The following is a 19,346-nucleotide window of genomic DNA, read 5'->3' on the forward strand; positions in this document are numbered from 1 at the left end:
GTCCGCGACTACGCCGCACTCGCGGTGGAATCGTGCGGCGTAGTCGCGGACGAGTCGATCGGCGCCGGGGCCGCCAGCGCGGTGTCGCCGAGCGCTCGCGTCGGCTCGGGCGCCGGTGGCTCTTCGAGCGCGGACGAGTCGGCCGCTGACGCACCGCCTGTCGAGTCGCGAGGCGCCGGTGGAAGGCTGTCGGCCGCGATCGCGGTGTCGGCACGTGCGGTTTCGGTCGGTGGCTCCACTCTCGCACGCACCTCGAGCGGCTCGGGAATCGTGCGCAGCACCTCGAGCGCCTGCGCCGAGGGGGCGACGGTGCGCGGCGGTTCGTAGAGCGCTCGCCGAGCCGGTGCCGCCGCCGCGGGCCCGCGCATCGCGCCGAGCGTGGCGAGCAGCAGCAGCCAGCCGAGCCACGCATGCCGGTTCGGGCCCTGCAATGAGCGTCTCACGAGGTCGCTCCCGTCCGTGCTCGCAGTGCTTCGCCCACCCTGCGCACCTGATTGGTGCGATCGATGGGACAGCAAAGCGTCGCGCCGCCGGCATTTACCACCACGGTGTCGCGCAGGCCGAGTGCCGCGGCCGTGCCTCCTTCTCCCACCACGATGCAACCGTCGGAGTCGACCGCGACGGCGTCTCCGAACGTGACGTTGCCGCGCCCGTCGCGCGGCTGGCGGCGCGCCCACGCGCTCCACGAGCCCAGGTCGTCCCAGTCGAAGCGCGGCTCGAGCATCACCACGTTCGGAGCACGCTCGAGCACCGCATAGTCGATCGAGATCGACTCGAGCGGCGGAAGAACGGTCGCCAGTCCGCGTTCGAACGCCGCCACGTCGGTCGCCGAGCCCAGCGTGCGCAGGGGCGACGCCAGGTCGGGTCGGGTCGCCTCGAGTGCATCGAGGATCGCGGCCGCACCCCATACGAAGATGCCGCTGTTCCAGAAGTGTTCACCGCCCGCCACCCACTCGCGCGCCCGCTCGAGCGCGGGCTTTTCGGTGAACTCGGCGACCCGATGAAGCCGGTCCGCCAGCGGTGCTCCGCGCCGTAGATAGCCGAAGTTGGTCTCCGGATGCCCCGGCCGGATCCCGAATGTCACCAGCACGCGGTCGCGTTGGGCGACCTCGAATCCGCGCGAGAGATCGGTTCGAAAGCCCTCGAGATCCTCGATCAGATGATCGGATGGCATCACGGCGAACGCGGCGCGGCTCGAGCGAGCCATGAAGAAGGCGGCCGCGGCGCCGATCGCGGGGGCGGTGTTACGACCCACCGGTTCGCCGACCACCGCGACGCCGGCCGGACACTGATCGCGCACCGCGTTCACGAGGTCGTGAGCGGTGAGGACCAGCACCTGAGCGGCAGGAGCGAGCGCGAGCGCGCGTTCGAGCGTCGCGGCGAGCAGCGTTCGGCCGCCCGGCGCCAGCGGCAGAAGCTGCTTGGGCCGCTGCGGGCGACTCCAGGGCCAGAAGCGCTCGCCACGTCCTCCGGCGAGCACCAGCACGAAGTGATCATGCATAGGATGCGGCATCGTGCCGCACGGGAGTGCTAGCACACGCCTCCGGGAGCGGCAAGCATCGTGTGGTATTCTCGCGCGCCTTTCGAACCGCTGTTCGCTCGATCCTGTGGAGGTTTCCCCGAACGTGGCCGCCGCGCGCACGATGAATGCGAATTCCGCCGGACCGGGCTGGGGCCTGTTCTTCACCACCGCCTCGCTGCTCATGCTGGAGGTGGCCCTCACCCGGATCCTCTCGGTGGTGATGTGGTACCACTTCGCGTTCTTCACCATTTCGGTCGCCCTGTTCGGTCTCGCGGCGAGCGGACTCACGGTCTACCTGTTCCCGCGCGCGTTCCGCGCCGAGCGCGCCGCCGCTCAGGCCGGCACGCTGACGCTCGCGCTCGCGCTGCTGGTGCCGCTGTGCTTCGCACTGTTCGCAGCGAATCCAGGTCAGGCCATGCTGACCGGCTTCCTGCAACGGGCGGGCTCCGAAGGTCTGTCGCTGATCACCATCGCGCAGGTCGCGGTGCTCTACCTGACCGCGGTGATCCCGTTTTACGTCGGCGGGCTGGTGGTGGCGATCGTGTTCCGGCACCACGGAAGCTCCGCGAGCCGGCTCTACTTCTTCGATCTGCTCGGCGCCGGCCTCGGCTGTCTCGTCACCGTGCCGCTGCTCGATCACTTCGGCGGCCCCGGCTCGATGTTCGGGGTCTCCGCACTGGCGGCGGTCGCAGCGTGCCTGTTCATGCGCAGCGCCGGCCACGGTCGCGTCGCGGTGCTCGCGGGCATGCTGGCGCTGGCGGCGCTCGGCGCACTGGCCGCGAACCCGTCCACGAATTGGCTGCACCTCCGCTATTTCCGCGGGCGTGAGGAACCGGACGTGCAGTACGAGCGCTGGAACTCGTTCTCGCGCGTCGCGGTGCGCGACACCGGTTCGCCGGACTCGCTGCTGATCGAGATCGACGCGGCCTCCAACACCATGATCTCGCGCTGGAACGGCGACTCGACGGCACTCGCGCCACTGCGTGACGGACTGATCGCCGTTCAGTACGCGCTGGTGCAGCACCCGCGCGTGTTCGTGATCGGATCGGGCGGTGGCGTCGATCTGCTCACCGCGATCGCTTCCGGAGCTCGCTCGATCACGGCCGTCGAGGTCAATCCGATCATCGTGGATCTGATGAAGCACCGTTACGCGGCATTCTCGGGCGGCATCTACAATCGTCCCGAGGTTCAGGTCGTCAACGACGAAGCGCGCAGCTTCATCCGCCGCTCGAACCAGCACTGGGACGTCATCCAGGCCGGTTACATCGACACTTATGCCGCCACCTCGGCCGGTGCGTTTTCGCTCACCGAGAACACGCTCTACACACGCGAGGCGTACGAGGACTACCTCTCGCACCTGACGCCGACCGGCATCATCGCGATCCAGCGCTACTACGAGGAGCCTCCGCAGCAATCGATCCGACTGGTGAGCCTGGCGCTCGCCGCCCTCGAGCGCCGCGGCTCCAATGCTCCCGCCCACCACATCGTGGTGGTGCGCAAAGACGATCGCGCCTCGGTGCTGGTCAAGGCGATCCCGTTCACGCCCACCGACCTGATGCGGCTCGAGCAGCACTGCGCTCGCACCGGGCTCGAGATCGTGGCCGCCCCCGGCCGACCCGGCATCGGGCTCTACGGCGAGCTGCTCGGCACGCCCGACTGGCGGCGCGTGATCGAGCGCAATCCGCTCGACATCTCGCCGGTCAGCGATGACCGACCGTTCTTCTTCTACGTCGTCAAGCCGACTCAGTTCTGGCGCGGCCTCCTGATTCAATCAGGCGAGTTCGTCAACGCTCGTGCGGTGTTCCTGCTCACCGCACTGGTGTTGGTGGCGGCACTGCTGAGCGCGCTCATGCTGTTCGCGCCGGCGCTGGCGCGTCGCGAGCGACTGCCGGTCGGAGCGATCCCCGCGATGGGCTACTTCGCGGCGCTCGGTCTGGGCTTCATGCTGTTCGAGATCGGCGCCTTCCAGCGTCTCATGCTGTTCCTCGGCCATCCGGAGCTGGCGCTCAGCGTGGTGCTCGCCACCATCCTCGTGACCGCCGGGATCGGCAGCGCCTGGACGCGGCGCATCGCGCTCGAGTCCGCCGGCGCGACGCTGCAGCGATTGCTGCTCGCGATCCTGGCCGCGATCGTCGTCGCATCATTCGTGTGGCCGCCGCTCTTCCACGCACTGGTCGGACTCGATCGCCCGCTTCGAATCCTGGTCGCGGTGCTCGCGCTGGCGCCATTCGGACTGCTGCTCGGCACCGCAATGCCGCTCGGCCTGCGACGACTCGCGAACGGGCGCTCCGACCTCATCCCGTGGGCGTGGGGCGTCAACGGCGCCACTTCGGTGCTGGGCTCGGTGCTGGCGATGACGGTCGCGATCAACAGCGGCTTCACCGCCACTCTGCTGTGCGGTGCGGCGGTCTATGCCGTCGCGCTCGCACTCGCCGCCGCGACCGGAGCGCGCGAAGTGCGGGTCTAGCGCCGGGTCGCGAGCAGCTCGCGGTAGACCGCCTCGGTGCTCGCCGCCACCTTGTCCCACGAGAAGTGCTCGGCGATGTGACCACGGGCTTGCGATTCGTAGCGGCGCACGACCTCGGGGTGTTCGAGGAGCATGCGGAGCTGTCGCTCGAGATCGTCGACGTTCTGGCTCTGGAACATGGCCGCGCACTCCTCCGCCACCTCGCGGTTCTCCGGGATGTCCGACATCAGCACGCAGCGCCCGTACGACAGCGCCTCGAGCAGCGCGATCGAGAGGCCCTCGAGGATCGAGGGCTGCACCACCACATACGCGTTGCTCCACAGCTCTTCGAGCATTTCGCCGTACATGTAGTCGAGGAATCGCACCCGCGGCCCCTCGAAGCGCTTGAGCTGATCGAGATAGTCCTGGGTGAACGAGAGCCCGCCCACCAGCGCGAGCGTCATGTCGCTGTCGATGCGGCTGAACGCCTCGCACAGGAAGTGGACACCCTTCTCGGGCACCAGTCGCCCCACGAACAGAACGTACTTCCCGGGTGTGAGGCCGAGCGAGGCGAGCTTGCGCGCCGGGCGCGGCTGCGGCAGGTGCGTGCCGTTGGGGATGAAAACGGCATCGCAGTGATGATGCTCCTTGAAATACTGGCGCAGCGTCTTCGACACCACGATCGTGCGGTTCGGAAAGTGTGCGGCCGGTCCTTCACACTGCTTGAGCACCCACGACGCGAAGCGACCCCACTTCTGACGCTGCCAGTCGAGGCCGTGCACGGTCACCACGGTGCGCGAGCCGGTCAGGCGCGGCAGCGTCGCCAGGGCCGAAGGCCCGAGCGCGTGGAAATGCACGATGTCGAACGGGCGCAGCATCGCCTCGACCGTCGACCACAGCACGTGACTCGCGGTATCGAGGTGCTTGGTGTGGATGCTGGGGCGCCGCAACAGATGGACGCCCGGCAGGCGCGCGTCTTCGGGTGTGTAGTGCAGGCGGCAAAACGCCGATACGTCGTGTCCGGAACGACCCAGCCGCACCGCGATCTCCTCGACGTGGCGCTCGATGCCGCCATAGGTCGCGGGCACTCCCTTCTGGCCGATCATCGCGATCTTCATGCGCGCACCTCGCGCGGCGCATCCGCGGTCGGTGGTGTCGCCGCCGCGCCGAGGCGGGCACGCACGCGCTCGCCGAGGCGCTCGCCCCAGTGCTCGCCCAGTGCCCCCCACGCGTGACGCGCGAGTGCGGTGGGTGGTGCGGCGCCACGCGCATGCCAGCCGCGGGGTGCGGCGGCGAGCCGCACGCCGAACTTCTCGAGCGGCACGATCTCGACGGCATCCATGAGCGTCTCGTAGCCGCGAACGCCGTGCGGCGTGGTCACGACCGCGAGGCCCGCGGCCAGATAGGTCGGCAGCTTCACGTTGCTGCCGCTGCCCGAGAGGGCGGGATTGAGTCCGACATCGGCGGCGTGCAGGGCAGTGCGCAAGTCGTCGGTTTCGGGTCTCGAGACGATGCGCGCATCGTGGCTCGCCGCGAGCGCGCGCGAGACTCCGCCGACCACCAGCACTCGCACGCGCGTGCCGGCGTCCGGCAGCCCGCGTGCGAGCAGTTCGGTGAGCGCCGAGCGATTGTGCGGGACATCCGAGCCCAGGAACAACGCCACCGTCTCGTCCGACTCGAATCCGAATGCGGCACGCGCGGCCGACCGCTCTTCGACGCTCGGGGGACGCACCGCGGTCTCGTCGTAGCCGTTCGGGATCACCAGCAGTCGCGCAGGCGGCACGCCGTACTCCTCGTGCATGCGCTCCGCATCGGATGCGCCCGTCACCGTGACCAGGTCGGCGGCCGCGCACGCCCGCGCCTCGATCGAACGCACCACCTGCGCCCAGAATCCACGGCCCAGCACCCGCGGGCCGGCGGTTCGGAAGTGGTCGAGCTCGACGTTGTGGGCGTGATAGACACGCAGCGCACCTCGCGCCTCGGAGAGCACACCCGCGAGCGCGAGATCCGCGATCACCACGTCTGGAGTTCCCGGTAGAGAGGCTCGCAGCGCGCCGGCGGCGAGATCGTGCGCCAGCGCAACGATCGCGTCGGGCGCAAGCCGCGCGCGTTCGAGGCGCCATGCGATCGCGGTGTACCAGGCCCGCGCGCGTCTCACGCGGATTCCGCTCACCTCGAGCGAAACCGGACCCGGATGGCGGTTCGGCACCTGTGCCAGCACGTGGGTCTCGTGCCCCCGTGCGAGACCGCGATAGAGCCCCAGCAGGCGCTGCGATGCGCCGAAGCGCGCCGGGTAGAGGTCGTTGCCCGCAAAACCGTGAACGATCATGAAGTCCTCTGCGCCGCGGTCCGCGCACCGCCGAACCCGAGGAAGCCCGCCACCAGCCCGGCCGCACCGAGAGTCCATGCGAGCCATGCGTGCAGTCCGAGCCGCGCGCTGCGCTTGCGAAACGCGAGCGCCAGCAGCATCAGAAGCAGCGCGGCGCTCCACGCGGCCACGGCCAACGGCGACCGTGACGCGAGACTTGCGACCAGCGCGACACCGCCCGCCAGCCAGAACACCAGCGCGAACCATGCGAACCACTGTCGAGCCGCGAGCCGCGCGAACCCGGGTCGACCCACGTAGAGTCGCAGCGCCTGCCCGGGACCGAATGCGAGTCCGCTGCGCCAGCGGCGCGCGAGCTCCGCGAAGCTCGGACGCGGATCGTTCCAGTGACGCGCGGCGGGACCCGGCACCACGCGCAACCGATACCCCGAACGACCAAGACGCATGCCGAGTTCGAAATCCTCCTCGGCCGACAGCCGGACGTCGTAGCCGCCGACGGCCTCGAGCGCCGCGCGCCGGTACAAGACCGGTGTCGTGAGCAACGGAACCTCGCGCTCCGCATCACCGACACGATTCATGTCGGGGTCGGCGCACCGCTCGGCGCCGGCGACTTCGTTCCACTCCTCGAGCCGCCCGCCGACACCCGCGAGCCCCGCCTCGGCCGCGGTCGCCGTCGCAAGCGCGCGTGCGAGCCACGCGGCATCGACCTCGGTGTCGGCGTCGACGAACAGAATCCACTCCCCCGCGAGGAGCGAAAGTCCGTGCATGCGCGAAGCCCCCGGCGTCGAGACCTGGAGCGCCGGCGGACTCGATTGCAGCCACTGCGGGTGCGGCTCGGGCGCGGGCCCTCCACCGGTCCGCACCACCACACCCTGCCAATCGCGCCCCTCAAGCGCTCGCCCGAGTGCGGCGAGCGTGCGCGGAAGGTGTCGCTCCTGCCGATGGCACGGCACCACGACTCCGAGCCTCATCGCGGCCCTCCGCCGTCCGGGCGACTGCTTGCGACGCGCGTGGAGCCGGCGAAGCTCGCGAGCCCCAGCACCTCGTCGTAGACGGTCTCGAATGACTCCACCACACGCTCCCAGGTGTAGCGCTGACGCACGCGCTCGAGGCCGCGCACGCCGAGCTGCCGCGTCGCATCGGGGGTGCGAACGCAGTCCGCCAGCGTCTCCGCGAGCGCGGACGCGTCGGCGGCGGGCACCAGACGGCCGTGCACACCGTCTTCGACCACCTCGGGAATGCCGCCGACCGCACTGGCCACCACCGGCCGGCCGCGCGCCATGGCCTCGAGCAGGGTGAGCGGAAGGCCTTCCCAGCGCGACGGCATCACCACCAGGTCGGCGGCGAGCAGCAGCGGGCCGATCTCCTCGACCTGGCCGAGCCACCGCACGTGATCCGCGAGCCCGAGCTCGGTCGCGCGCCGCTCGAGTGCTGCCTGCTCGCCGCCGGTCCCCGCAAAGGCGGCCACGAACGCAATGCCGCGACCGTGCACGAGCGCCAGCGCATCGAGCAACACGTCCTGCCCCTTCTGCGACTCGAGCCGCCCCGCGCACACCCACAGCGGTCGCGACACTCCCGCGCCGAGCGAGGTGCGCAGCGCGCGTGCAAGCGGCCATTCGACGTCTTCGTCGGGAGTCTCGGCCCCGTTCGGCACCACGCGCAGGCGCTCCCGCGCCACTCCGTAGTCGGCGGTCAGCGAGTGAGCGATCGCCTCACTCACCACCGTCACCGCGTCGGCACCGTCCAGCTCGAGCCGCTTGAGCGTGGTCTGGGCGCGCGAGTTCGGATGGCCGACCAGATGTTCCGTGATCACGAGATGCGGCACCGAGGCCGCCCGCGCGAGTCCGGCCAGATAGCGATCCGCGGATGGCCACACGTGATGCACGTGGAGCACCGTCGGCTTGAGCCGCCGCAGGCGCCGCCAGGTCGCGAGCATGCCGCGCCAGTCCCAGCGCGATTCGATTTCACGCATTCGTTCGACTGCGATGCCGCGGGCCGCCAGCGCTTCCGCGAGTTCGTTCACCGCCGGCGCGTCCGACAGCCACACCTGCACGTCGTAGCGATGCGAGGGCAGGCGCGTGGCAAGTTCCCACACCACTCGCTCGGTGCCACCGAGCGTTCGACCGCTCTCGGCGATCAGCAGGCTCAGGCGCGCGGATTCCACAGCGTCTCGTAGGCGCGCAACAGCTCGCCGGTGTTGTGTTCCCATGACAATGAATCCAGGAAGCGTTGCCGATTGCGTTCGCCCATCGAATGGCGTCGCGCGGCGTCGTCGAGCAGCGTCGCGATCCCCGCCGCCAGGTCCTCGTCGCGATTGGGCTCGGCGTAGAGTGCGCCATCGCCGGCCGACGCGCGATGCTCCCGCAGGTCGAAGCACACCACGGGCTTCGCGCACGCCATGTATTCCAGCACTTTGTTCATCGTCGACACGTCGTTGAGCGGGTTGAGCGGATCAGGACTCACGCACACGTCCGCGGTCGCGAGGATCGCCTCGACTTCGGGATCCGGAATGCGCCCGGTGAACCGCACGTCCTCGTCGAGACCCAGCTCGTGCGAGAGCCGCTTCAGGTCCTCGAATGAATCACCGGCTCCGATCAGCGTGAACGAGACGTCGCGGCGCCCCAGCGTCACCACCAGGTGATGCGCCGCTCGCAGCAGATGGTCCACTCCATCCTGGGGCGCCATCACACCGAGGTAGGCCACCAGGTACGGCCGCCCGTGCTTGAGCGCCAGGTCCGGGGCGCGCACGGTCGCGAATCGATGGCGGCTCGGGCCACTGCGCACCACGAACACGCGTTCCGGCGCCATTCGGCCGCGCCCGAGCGCGATCCGCCGATACGAGGTGTTGGTCGCGATGACCAGATCGGCGGTCCGGTACTGCGCCGACTCGAGCCAGCCGAGCACCCGATGCGGCCAGCTCCCGGCACGTTCCGCCCCGAACCGCGCCACGTACAGCTCCGGACACAGGTCGTGATGATCGAACACGTAGCGCACTCCGAACGGCTTGAAGAGCAGCGCAATCGCCCAGAACGTGTCGGGCGGATTCGCGGCGTGGATCACGTCGAAGCCGCCGCGCGACTGCACGCGCAGGGTGAGCCACAGCGTCTGCAGCCAGCAGTACAGGAACTCCCACACGTAAGAGACGAAGCCCTGGGTCGGCGGCGGCGGCGGATAGCGCCAGATCTCGATGCCGTCGAGCACTTCGTGGCCCGCGGCCCATCGCTCGCCGGCCGGACAGATCGCCGCGACCGAGTAGCCGGCATCCTTGAGCGCGTTGAGCTCCATCCACACGCGCCGATCGAACGGCAGCGTGAGATTCTCGGACAGATGCAGAACCCTACCAGGCGAGCCCATGGTACTCCGCGTTGCGCACCGTGGCGGGATCCACTGCGTGAACGAGATCCACCAGCACCTGCCCGGCCACGAGCCGCGGGCCGAGCTCGCGGTATTCGGCCGAGCCGTTCGCGATCACGACCACTTCGCTGTCGCGCAGCACCTCGTCGACCGTGTGACGCATCCGCTCCGGCAGATACGGCACTTCATCCTCGACGAAACGTCGATTGGCGCCGAGCACCCGCTCCATGTCGAGATTCGGGTCGTGGAGCAGCACCGAGTAGCCCTTGCCGACCAGCGTCCCGATCACCCGCAGGATCGGGCTTTCGCGCAGGTCGTCGGTGCCGGCCTTGAAGGACAGGCCGAGCACACCCACGCGCCGCTTCTTGAGCCGCTCGATCAGGTGGATCGCCGCCTCGATGTGCTCGTCGTTCGAACGCAGGATGTTCTGCAGCACCGGCAGCTCGAGGTGGTGAGCGACGGAGCGGCTCGTGATCGCGCGCAGATCCTTCGGCAGGCACGAGCCGCCGAACGCGAACCCCGGCATCAGATAGGCCGGGCTCACGTTGAGACGCGTGTCCTTGAGGAACAGCCGCATCACCTCGTGGCTGTCGACGCGCTCGCGCTGCGACAGGCGCCCGATCTCGTTCGCGAACGCGACCTTGAGCGCGTGGAAGGCGTTGTTCACGTACTTGAGCATTTCGGCGGTGCGAATCGCGGTCACCAGCAGTTCGCCGCCGACATCGTGATAGAGACGCTTGAGCGCATCCGCGCTGCCGGGATCGTCGGCGCCGATCACGGTGTAGAGCGCACCTTCGAAGTCGGCGACCGCGCTGCCTTCCCTCAGGAACTCGGGGTTGTAGGCGATCCCGAAGCCGTCGCCGGCCTTCATGCCCGAGGCCTGTTCCAGCACCGGGAGCAGCTGCTCCTCGACGCTGCCGGGCAGCATGGTGCTGCGCATCACGATCGTCGTCCGCACCCCGTTGTTCGCCAGTGAGGCGCCGACTTCGGCGCACGAGCGCTTCACGTGGGTGAGGTCGAGGCTGCCATCGGCGGCGCTCGGCGTACCGACGCACAGCAGCACCACTTCGGCGCCGACCATCGCATCGGCGATGCGCGTGGTCGCGCGCAGCCGCCCGGCCTTGCGTTCGCGCGCGATCATCGCCGGCAGCCCGGTCTCGACGATCGGACTCTCACCGCGCTCGATACAGCCGACCTTGAACTCGCTCAGGTCGACGCCCATCACCTCGTGGCCGTGCGACGCCAGGCATGCCGAGCACACCGAGCCCACATAACCGAGTCCGACCACCACCACACGCATGCCTTCGCTCTCCTCGAGTCGCGTCCTACGGCGCCGTCGTCGTGATCGACGCCGGCAGATGCCACACCCTCACGCCTTCGAAGCCCCGCTGTTCGGAATCCGGATATCGCATCGCGAGATCGATCGCAAAGCGCCCGCTCGGGTCCAATTCTTCGGGGCGCGTCATCACCACCCACGCCGCGCGTCCGGAGCGCAGCGCTTCGAAACGCTCGCGCATCGTCACTTGATCGCGAGCGAAGCCGAGCCAGTAGTGCTCGACTGCGACCCGGTCGCGGAAGTAGTAGGCGAGCATGTCCGTGGTGTTGGCTGCGATCACGATCTCGGCCGGACCTCGCTCGCGTTCGACGAACTGCGCCGCGTCGCGCAGATCTTCCTTCGCGTAACGCGGATCGGCGTACAGCCGCGTCAGCGAGACCGCCCACAGTGCCACGATCGCGACCGCGAACGCCAGCCGCGCACGGCCCCGCAGGTCGGTCAGCGCGGCGGCCCACAGTGCGACCAGCACCGGCATCACGACCGCCAGGTAGCGGGGATGGAACACCTTGAAGTTCTGCAGTGCGAAATAGCTGATCACCAGCAGCGGCACTCCGATCCACAGCAGCGCATCGAGCGCACGACCGCGCCGCGCCACCGCCCGCAACCCCAGCACCGTGAGCGCACCGAACACCAGCGCCGCACACGTCACCTCGACCGCGAACGGCCGGAGTGCGGCCAGCGAGTGGTCGGCCCGCAGCGCGCGCAGCGGCGGTCCGAAGCTGTAGCCCATCGCGAGGCTGTGAAGTCCGAACGGAATCGCCGCGGCGTGGAACGTGGTGGCACCGCGCAGCGGAGTCTCCCCCGCGGCGAGCGTTCGACCCGGCACGAGGCGTGCGAAATCGAAGGTCGTGGTGACGCGCGAAGCCCATGGCCATGCGACCAGCCCGAGCGCGACCACCAGCACCGCAATACCGATCCATCGTGCGACGCGTTCGCGCGGCGAGGCGAGTGCCATGCGCAACTGGGCGGGAAGCAGCAACGCGAATGAGAAATTGGAAAGCACGCCCGCACACGAGGCCGCGAGCGTGACGAGCAGCGGCGTGGGACGCAGTCGCTCGCGCAGCGCCACGAGACCCAGTGCCGCAGCCGCGCTGCACAGCATGAGCAGGCTGTAGTTGCGAGCCTCCTGCGAGTACCACACCAGGTACGGAGCCCCGGCTGCCAGCCACGCGGCGGGGACCGCCGCCCGCGGCTCCAGCCAGCGGGCGGCGAACCATGCGGTCGTCGGCACGAGTGCAACGCCGAACACCAGAGACGGTGCGCGCAGCGCCCACTCCGAGTCGCCGGCGAGCGCGATCCAGCCGTGAAGCAACAGGCCGTAGAGGGGCCCGTGCACGTTTTCGAGCCAGCGCGAGAGATCCATGGGGAGTCCGAGCTGCACGCTGTGCCAGGTGAGGATCTCGTCGGCCCACAGACTCTGGGATCCGAGCCGGAACGCGCGCACCACGGCAGCCACGAGCGTGGCCCCGAGGATCGAACCTCGGACTCCCGATGGGATCGACAAGTGGTGCGAGCGGGCGGGTTCCGGAGGACGACGGAGTGGCGAAGACGAGTGCGTTGGCACCCCCGTCAGTACGCTCCCTCCCGGGACAGCACCGCGGGTAGCGTGCGGAGCAGGATGCGCAGATCGAGCCACAGCGAACGGTGCTTGATGTACTCCAGATCGAGTCGCATCCACTCCTTGAAGGACAGCCGGCTGCGACCGCTGATCTGCCACAGGCAGGTGATGCCCGGTTTCACGTCGAGCCGGCGCCACTGCCAGGGCTCGTACTGCTCGACCTCCTCGGGAATCGGAGGCCGCGGCCCGACCAGCGACATGTCGCCGATCAGCACGTTCACGAATTGCGGGATCTCGTCGAGGCTCGTGACCCTCAGGAAACGTCCCACCCGGGTGACGCGCGGGTCGCGGCTGATCTTGAAGATCGGGCCGTCGCACTCGTTCAGATGTGAAAGATGGTGTCGGTTGCGATCCGCTCCCACCACCATCGATCGGAACTTGAGGAACCAGAACGCGCGCCCATTGCGACCGACGCGCCGCGAGAAGTAGAGGATCGGGCCATGCGACTCGAGCTTGATCGCGATCGCGATCGCCGCGATCACGGGCGCGAGCAGAATCAGCGCGACGGTGGCCGCGAGCAGGTCGAGCACCCGCTTGCCGAACTTGAGATAGAGGCCGGTATCGACCGCCACCGGATGCGCCGGCACAGCGGTGACGGCCGGCAACGTGCTCGGCGTTCGCACGCGTGGCGCCCAGGCATCGGAATGCCCGTTCGCTCGCGCTCGACCGCTCGAGCGCACGCGCTGATAGCCGAGCGCTCCGACGGGAGTACGCGACTCGGCCGCGCGCGAGGCCTCCGCCGCGAGCCCTGCGTCCAGGTACGCATGCGACCGGGATCGCGAGTCTGGAGAAAGGGTCACGGACGAAGCAATCGGGCCACCGCGGCCGATCGAGTCGGCCGGAGTGTCACTGGTGGGGGACGCCAGGATCTCGGGCTCCATAGTTGCCGCTCTCGGTTGTGTCGCCCGCAAAAAAGCCGAGGGTAGGGACTACCCCCTCGGCTCAAAGCTCTCGCTTCATCCGTTGGCAATGGGTCCGGAACGCACGGAGTACGAGCGACGGGGGGAACACCAAGGTGCGTATACCTCAGATGCATGTCCTAGCGGCGTGCTAGGCGCCCGGGTCATCTCGACCCGGAGAGGCTCGTGTTCACCTACGAACCCAGTTAGCAAGGAGCTCTGGCGTTTCCTCCGCAGCATTGAAAGCGGCCCGGTCCAGTACGACGGTCATGACTTTATCAACCACCTGCGCCCGGTTCAAGGAATCTCTGAACCGCTTCGCACCCCGCCCCAGCGGTCGCAAAGCGCCTTCGGGGCTGGTTAATGCACCGTTCGTGCCGGCGGATCAGTCCGCGTCTGGAAGTGCGGCCGCCTCGACCCGGAACACGGTGACGCCGGTCTCCGGGTCACTCCGCAGCGGCACCAGGGCGCGCGGCAGGCGGCGCTCCGGATAGCGCCGCGCGAGCGATTCGAGCTCGCGGGTCGGCAGGATCGCGTAGCGCACTCGATAGCGCTGCATGCGGGATTCGAACCGTGCATCGTCGGCCACCACCACGTAGTGCGACGGACGATCCGCGAACCACGAGTAGAACGAAGTCGTGAACACCATGACCGCCTCGTCGGGACTCAGATGTGCGCGCAGGAACGCCGCCTCCGCTCGAGCCGCCGCGATCTCGGCCGGTGCGAACCGCACCAGTGCGGTGCGCGCCACCACGGCTTGCGCCAGCGCGGCGACCATCGCAGCGGCGATCAGCACGTGGCGTCCGCGCAGATGCCCGGCGAGCGCGCGAGCTGCGAACCGGGGCCACAGCCATGCGGCGCCGACTCCTGTCAGCACCGCGAAACACGATCCGGCGGCCGTGAAGTAGCGGGCGTCCCAGGTAATCGCGAACACGAACGGGAGTACCACGCCGAGATACGCCCACAGCGGCCACGCCGCGGAGTCACGGCGCAGCTTCCACGCCCCGGCGACGAGCAGCGGCATCCACCACACCCCTCCCGCCATCTCGTTCGGCAGGGTCCAGCGCCCGAAACGGTAGACCGACTCCATCAGGTGCTGCGCGACCTGCGGGAGGTGCGCGAGCAGGAACTCGAACGGGCTCGCGGTCGGACGTTCGAGCGAGGTCATGATGCCGAGCACGTCGGCGTACGGGGTCTGGCCGAACGCGCCGACGTCGCTGTAGAACGGCACACCGAACAGCCGCAGGTTGCGCAACACGAACGGCGACGCGACCACCGCCGCCGCGAGTGCCATCACCACCGCGCTGCGCATCCACGTGCCGAGTCGCGGCACCGGCGGGCGCACGAGCGCCACCAGCACGGCCGGGATCGCCACCAGAGTGAACCCGCGTACCAGGAACGCCGCTCCGAGCAGTGCGCCGGTCGCGACATCGAGCCACAGCGGGCGCGTGGTCGATCCGGCCCGCCACGCGGCGGCGGCCAGCGCGCCGGTGAGCAGACCCGCGAATGGGGCATCCACCATCACGCGCACCGACATCTGGATGGCGTGGGGATTGATCGCGAGCGCGAAGGCAGCCGCCAGCGCCGCCCCGCGGCCGAAGCCGAGGTTGCGGGCCAGCGCCCAGGTTCCGAGCACCGCCAGCAGCCCGCCGATCAGAGACACCGCGACCCCGGCGCCAAACGGCGACAGACTCGCGCGCATCAGCATCGCGATCGCAAACGGATCGCCCGGCTCCTTGAAGGTCTCCGGCATCGGCAGGCGCTCGGGACTCATCCACGCCGGCCACAACGCGGGATTCGAAAAGCCCTCGCCACGCTCGAAGCAGCGCGCCACGTTCAGCAGGTGCGCGCTGTCGGGATCCATGTTGCGCTCGGTCGCGGCCGGCGACGCGAACAGTCGGAGCGCGAGCGCCAGTGCCAGCACCAGGCCAAGCCCCAGCGGCGTTGGCATCCGCGGCCGTGCGATCGGCACGGTGGTGCTCACGAGCCTTCCCGCGGCAGGCGCACGCGCAACACGCGGTAGCCGTCGCGCTCGAACACCGTCTCGACTCGCCGCGGGCGAGCAGTCAGTGCGCGCCACCCCTTGGTCGTGAGCGAATCGTCCTCGGGCCGGTACACCACGTAGAGCGGTCGGTCGAAACGCGCCAATGCCGAGAGGCTCGCGTCCGCGTTTGGTGCCGCGCCGTACAGATCGGCGGCGACCGCGCGACGTTCGCGCACCTGGTCGAGCGGAAACGCCGCCCGCTCGGGGCCGAACGAGGTGCCCAGATACAGCACGCGTGCCGATTTGACCATCAACGCGTCGCGGAAGCCGGCGTCGAGCACCATCGCGTCGGGCGGCGTGTGATCGCGAATCCACTCCGCCATCGCGAGTGCACCCGGGGGCTCGGTCACGACCGGATCGGTGCGCCCGCGCGGGTCGGAGAGGTAGCCGTAGAACGTGAGCACGACCGGCACCAGCGCAAGGGTCGCGAGCGTGATCCGCCGCCGCGGTGTCGCGTTGGCACCCCACGCCCACTCGCCGATCGCCGGCGCGGCGAGCAGCACGCCCAGCACGAATGCCTGAAACACGAATTTCATCTCGTTGTTCTCGGGCAGGTGCACGACCAGTGCGAAGACGGTCATCATGAACCACGCGAGCGAAACGAGCGTTCGCGCCGGATGCGCGGTCGCCCATGCCTCGCGGATCGGTTTCCAGATCGCGATCCACACCACGGCACCGGCGGTCGCAAACGTCCACAGCATCATCGGACTGATCTGAAGATAGCGGTGTCGAAGTCCGGACGACTCGGCCGCCCACCCGCTCGCGACCGACAACAGATAGGGAGTGGTGAGGAGCCCGGCCGCGAGCGTGACGGACAGCGCCGGCATCAGCCGACGCGGAGCGGGAAGCGCGCGCCGCGCACTCGGCACCCACTGATGGATCGCGAGTGCCAGCGACAGCGTCACGCACCACACCGGAATCACCGACAGGCCGACGACCCCGTGGAACAGCATGGTGCCGGTGGCTCCGGCGAATGCGAGGGTCAAGGCGCGACGGTCGCCGGTCGTCACCCAACTCACGATGCCCGACAGGTGCACGAGCATCATCAGGTATCCGAACGCGAGCGGGCTCCCGAGCATCAGCTTGTCGAGGAAGCTCACCATGTGCGAGTAGGGTGCTGAGAGCGAATAGATGATCCGATCGTCGCCGAGCCGCAGCGTCGCGAGCTGCTGACGGACGTCGGCGAGATCGCGAGTCTCGCCGACCAGCGCCTTGAGCAGGTGCAGCGGCCACAGCATCCATGCCCCGGCGTTCAGCCCGACGCACGTGACCACCGCAACCGCGGTCGCCGCCGCCCCGCGCCACAGGCGCTGCGCGACCAGCGCCGTGCAGACGACGGTCGCAAACGCCGTGGCGACGTTGAACGCGGACATGAAGTGAAAGGTGTCGCCGTGGCGCAGTGAAACGAGCTGCGCCATGAACAAATTGTAGAACCACACATAGTGCAGCGGGATCGATGCGAAGCGCGGATCTTCGGGGGGAAGCCCGCGCGCCAGGATCTGCATCGCGATCGCGGCATGGGTCCAGGTGTCACCGCGCACTTCGATGTAGCGATTGAGAAACGGCGGGATCGAGACCGCGATTGCGAGCAGCGAGGCGACGATCACCGCACCCCGAGGCAGCTCGAACCCCTCGCGGATGCGCCGCGTCTCAGGCGTCGCCAGCCACGCGGCGGCGCTCGCCAGCGCGATCATGAGCGCCGCGTTCCCGAGCGACACTCCCACCGCCAGCAGCGCACACGCGAGGACTCCGGATATCAGCGGCGAAAGTGCCAGCGACAGCGCGAGCCGGGCGGCGCCACGGGCGTCGGGAGTCAGCACGCGAGCGAGCACGAGACCCGGGAACAACCCCAGCCATGGATAGCTGGCGAGTTCGGCCAGCGGATGCGCGGGGATCGAGGCCATCCCCGCGAGACCCATCAAAGCGGCGAGCCGCACGGCAATTCGCTTCATGAAGCTCGCCATGATAGCGCACCGTCGCCGGTGCTCCACGCACCCGAGCGTCGCCGCGACTCGCTGCGATCGCGCGCTTCGGCAGGTGGGTTCATCGGGGGGACAACCGATACACCACGATGCGCGGTCCACGACGCTGCCAGCGCTGCGGTTCGAAGCTCGCGATCGGCGTCGCCTCGCGCGCGAGCGCGCGGTAGAACGCGGGCCCGCTGCTGTCGGCGGGGGCTGCCCTCGCGCGCATCGCATCGACCACTTCACCGCTCACCATCGCCCACTGAAAACCGTCGGCGCGATAATCGGCGAGCGATCGGGCGGAGAATCCCATGTCCGTGCTCGCGACCCAATAGCCGGGGCGATGCGGATGCGTGAGTCGGTACTGGAAGTACTCGCGGTAGGCGGCGCCATGCCCCGCGCCCGACATCCCTCGATCGATCTCGGCCAGCCGCTCTCGGATGCGCGCCGGGTTCTCGGCGATCGGCGCGGTCGCGGTGTTCCAGAACTTGAGCATGTCCGCGACCACTCGCGCATCCGCAGGTACTTCGCGTTCGAACCACCGCAGCGCCTCGATTCGCGTGTCGTCGCGAGTCATCGAGAAGTCGGTTTCGATCAATTCGAGCGTGACGGGCAAGCCGAGTATTCCGATCGCGAGCGTCGGCGCCCATCGCATCCGAATGCGCCCTCCCGCGCGCGCGGGCCACGCCCGGCTCAGCATCTCCGAGATCGCGCGCGCCGCGAATGTCACTGCGGGTACGACGAGCGGAATCGCGTAGCGGTCGTTGAGCGTCGCCGCGCGGCTCGCGAGCGCCAGGTAGCCGGCCGCGAACGCCAGCAGCACCAGATCACTGGAGGTGCGTCGCACCAGCGCCCACAGCGTGCCGACCGCGGCCGCGATCGCCAGCGGCATTCCGAGCGACGGGATCACGCAGGTACGAACGAACTCGAGCAGGCCGATGATCGGGCTGCGTGCCTGGCCGCTGAGCGAGCCCTCCGTCTTGGCCGCAATCCAGGCGAGGTCGGCGCGAAACGCCGCCGAATCGAGCACCACGAATGGCGACAGCGCGAGGAACAATGCCACCCCGCCGAGCGCCACCGCCGCCCCGGACATGAGCCATCGCCCGGCTTCGCCCGGCGCGCGCGCGGCCCGCAACAGCACGGCGACCGCGATCGGCACTGCGAGCAGGCCAGCGTGATACTGGCACGCCGTTCCGGCACCGAGTGCCACAGCCGCGATCACCAGATCGCGACGTCCGCCGCCGTCGGCGATGCGGACGGCCGCCCACAACCCCAGCAGCGTGAACGCGCTCATGGCCGTGACCGGATGCGCGAAGTGCGAGTAGTGGGCATGCCAGGCGTTGAGCGCCAGGCCCACGGCAGCCGCCCAGCCCACCGCATCGCCATACGCCGCGCGGCCGAGCCGCTGCGCGAGCCACACCCCCCAGACGCCGAACGCGACGCTGTGCGTGCGCACGATCAGATAGAAGCCGCTCGGGTCGCGGAAGTACGCGGCCGCGAAGTCCGAAGCTCCGGTGAACGCACCGGCGACTCGGCCGATCACGAACCAGCCGGCGTACGACACGAACGCGAGATAGAGCAGCGGAGTCGCGGGCCACAGAAAGAAGTGCGGGTTCAGGTCACCGGTGCCGAAGCGCAGCGCGCGCAGCACGATCTGAGGCTCGTCGTGGAAGTAGAACAGCCACGGCAGACCGTAGTGGATGCCCCACACTCGAACCGCGAGGGCTAAGCCGAGCAGTGCGGCGAGCGTCGCGCCATCGCGCTTCACGAGCCCTGCCGCACGGCGCCCGTTCAGGGCGTGGTCGGACTCGGCGTGTCGATCGCGATCGCGTGGGGC

General features: G+C 69.2%; 14 protein-coding genes. 1 reads left to right on the top strand and 13 read right to left on the bottom strand.

The window, feature by feature from the left end; all coding sequences use genetic code 11:
* Positions 1–8: 8 nt before the first annotated feature.
* Both HOP12_06335 and HOP12_06340 read right to left on the bottom strand, forming a co-directional pair.
* A complete protein-coding gene (locus HOP12_06335; protein NOT33774.1) occupies positions 9–443 on the bottom strand; it encodes a hypothetical protein in 435 nt (144 codons plus the stop codon).
* Positions 440–1,501 carry a mannose-1-phosphate guanylyltransferase gene (locus HOP12_06340; GenBank protein NOT33775.1) on the bottom strand — a complete coding sequence of 354 codons (1,062 nt, stop codon included), beginning with the start codon at positions 1,499–1,501 and terminating at the stop codon, positions 440–442. Before HOP12_06340 ends, HOP12_06335 begins: the two co-directional genes overlap by 4 nt.
* Positions 1,502–1,625: 124 nt before the next feature.
* Between HOP12_06340 and HOP12_06345 the strand changes: the two genes are divergently transcribed.
* Positions 1,626–3,989, top strand: coding sequence for a hypothetical protein (locus HOP12_06345; protein ID NOT33776.1), 2,364 nt, complete (start codon positions 1,626–1,628; stop codon positions 3,987–3,989).
* Here HOP12_06345 and HOP12_06350 read toward each other — a convergent pair.
* The 11 genes from HOP12_06350 to HOP12_06400 form a co-directional block, all read right to left on the bottom strand.
* Positions 3,986–5,086 carry a glycosyltransferase family 4 protein gene (locus HOP12_06350; GenBank protein ID NOT33777.1) on the bottom strand — a complete coding sequence of 367 codons (1,101 nt, stop codon included), beginning with the start codon at positions 5,084–5,086 and terminating at the stop codon, positions 3,986–3,988. The genes HOP12_06345 and HOP12_06350 overlap by 4 nt on opposite strands.
* Positions 5,083–6,297, bottom strand: a complete 1,215-nt coding sequence (locus tag HOP12_06355) for a glycosyltransferase (GenBank protein ID NOT33778.1) — start codon at positions 6,295–6,297, stop codon at positions 5,083–5,085. The genes HOP12_06350 and HOP12_06355 overlap by 4 nt, the downstream gene beginning before the upstream one ends.
* On the bottom strand, positions 6,294–7,265 hold the full coding sequence (locus tag HOP12_06360; GenBank protein NOT33779.1) for a glycosyltransferase: 972 nt from the start codon (positions 7,263–7,265) through the stop codon (positions 6,294–6,296). Before HOP12_06360 ends, HOP12_06355 begins: the two co-directional genes overlap by 4 nt.
* Positions 7,262–8,458 carry a glycosyltransferase family 4 protein gene (locus HOP12_06365; GenBank protein ID NOT33780.1) on the bottom strand — a complete coding sequence of 399 codons (1,197 nt, stop codon included), beginning with the start codon at positions 8,456–8,458 and terminating at the stop codon, positions 7,262–7,264. The genes HOP12_06360 and HOP12_06365 overlap by 4 nt, the downstream gene beginning before the upstream one ends.
* Positions 8,440–9,648, bottom strand: coding sequence for a glycosyltransferase family 4 protein (locus HOP12_06370; GenBank protein NOT33781.1), 1,209 nt, complete (start codon positions 9,646–9,648; stop codon positions 8,440–8,442). The genes HOP12_06365 and HOP12_06370 overlap by 19 nt, the downstream gene beginning before the upstream one ends.
* Positions 9,632–10,948, bottom strand: coding sequence for a nucleotide sugar dehydrogenase (locus tag HOP12_06375; protein NOT33782.1), 1,317 nt, complete (start codon positions 10,946–10,948; stop codon positions 9,632–9,634). Before HOP12_06375 ends, HOP12_06370 begins: the two co-directional genes overlap by 17 nt.
* Before the next feature lie 25 nt (positions 10,949–10,973).
* Complete coding sequence (locus HOP12_06380; protein NOT33783.1) at positions 10,974–12,440, bottom strand: hypothetical protein; 1,467 nt, start codon at positions 12,438–12,440, stop codon at positions 10,974–10,976.
* 113 nt (positions 12,441–12,553) lie between these two features.
* The gene (locus tag HOP12_06385; GenBank protein NOT33784.1) at positions 12,554–13,483 is read right to left on the bottom strand and encodes a sugar transferase; all 930 of its coding nucleotides are present in this window, start codon (positions 13,481–13,483) and stop codon (positions 12,554–12,556) included.
* A gap of 403 nt (positions 13,484–13,886) precedes the next feature.
* Entirely contained in the window at positions 13,887–15,485 is a 1,599-nt protein-coding gene (locus HOP12_06390; GenBank protein ID NOT33785.1) for a hypothetical protein, read from the bottom strand.
* Positions 15,482–17,497, bottom strand: a complete 2,016-nt coding sequence (locus tag HOP12_06395; protein NOT33786.1) for a hypothetical protein — start codon at positions 17,495–17,497, stop codon at positions 15,482–15,484. The genes HOP12_06390 and HOP12_06395 overlap by 4 nt, the downstream gene beginning before the upstream one ends.
* 91 nt (positions 17,498–17,588) lie before the next feature.
* On the bottom strand, positions 17,589–19,346 hold a 1,758-nt coding region (locus HOP12_06400; GenBank protein NOT33787.1), incomplete at its 5' end, for a hypothetical protein.

The organism is Candidatus Eisenbacteria bacterium, assembly GCA_013140805.1.
Taxonomy (GTDB): Bacteria; Eisenbacteria; RBG-16-71-46; order RBG-16-71-46; family RBG-16-71-46; genus JABFRW01.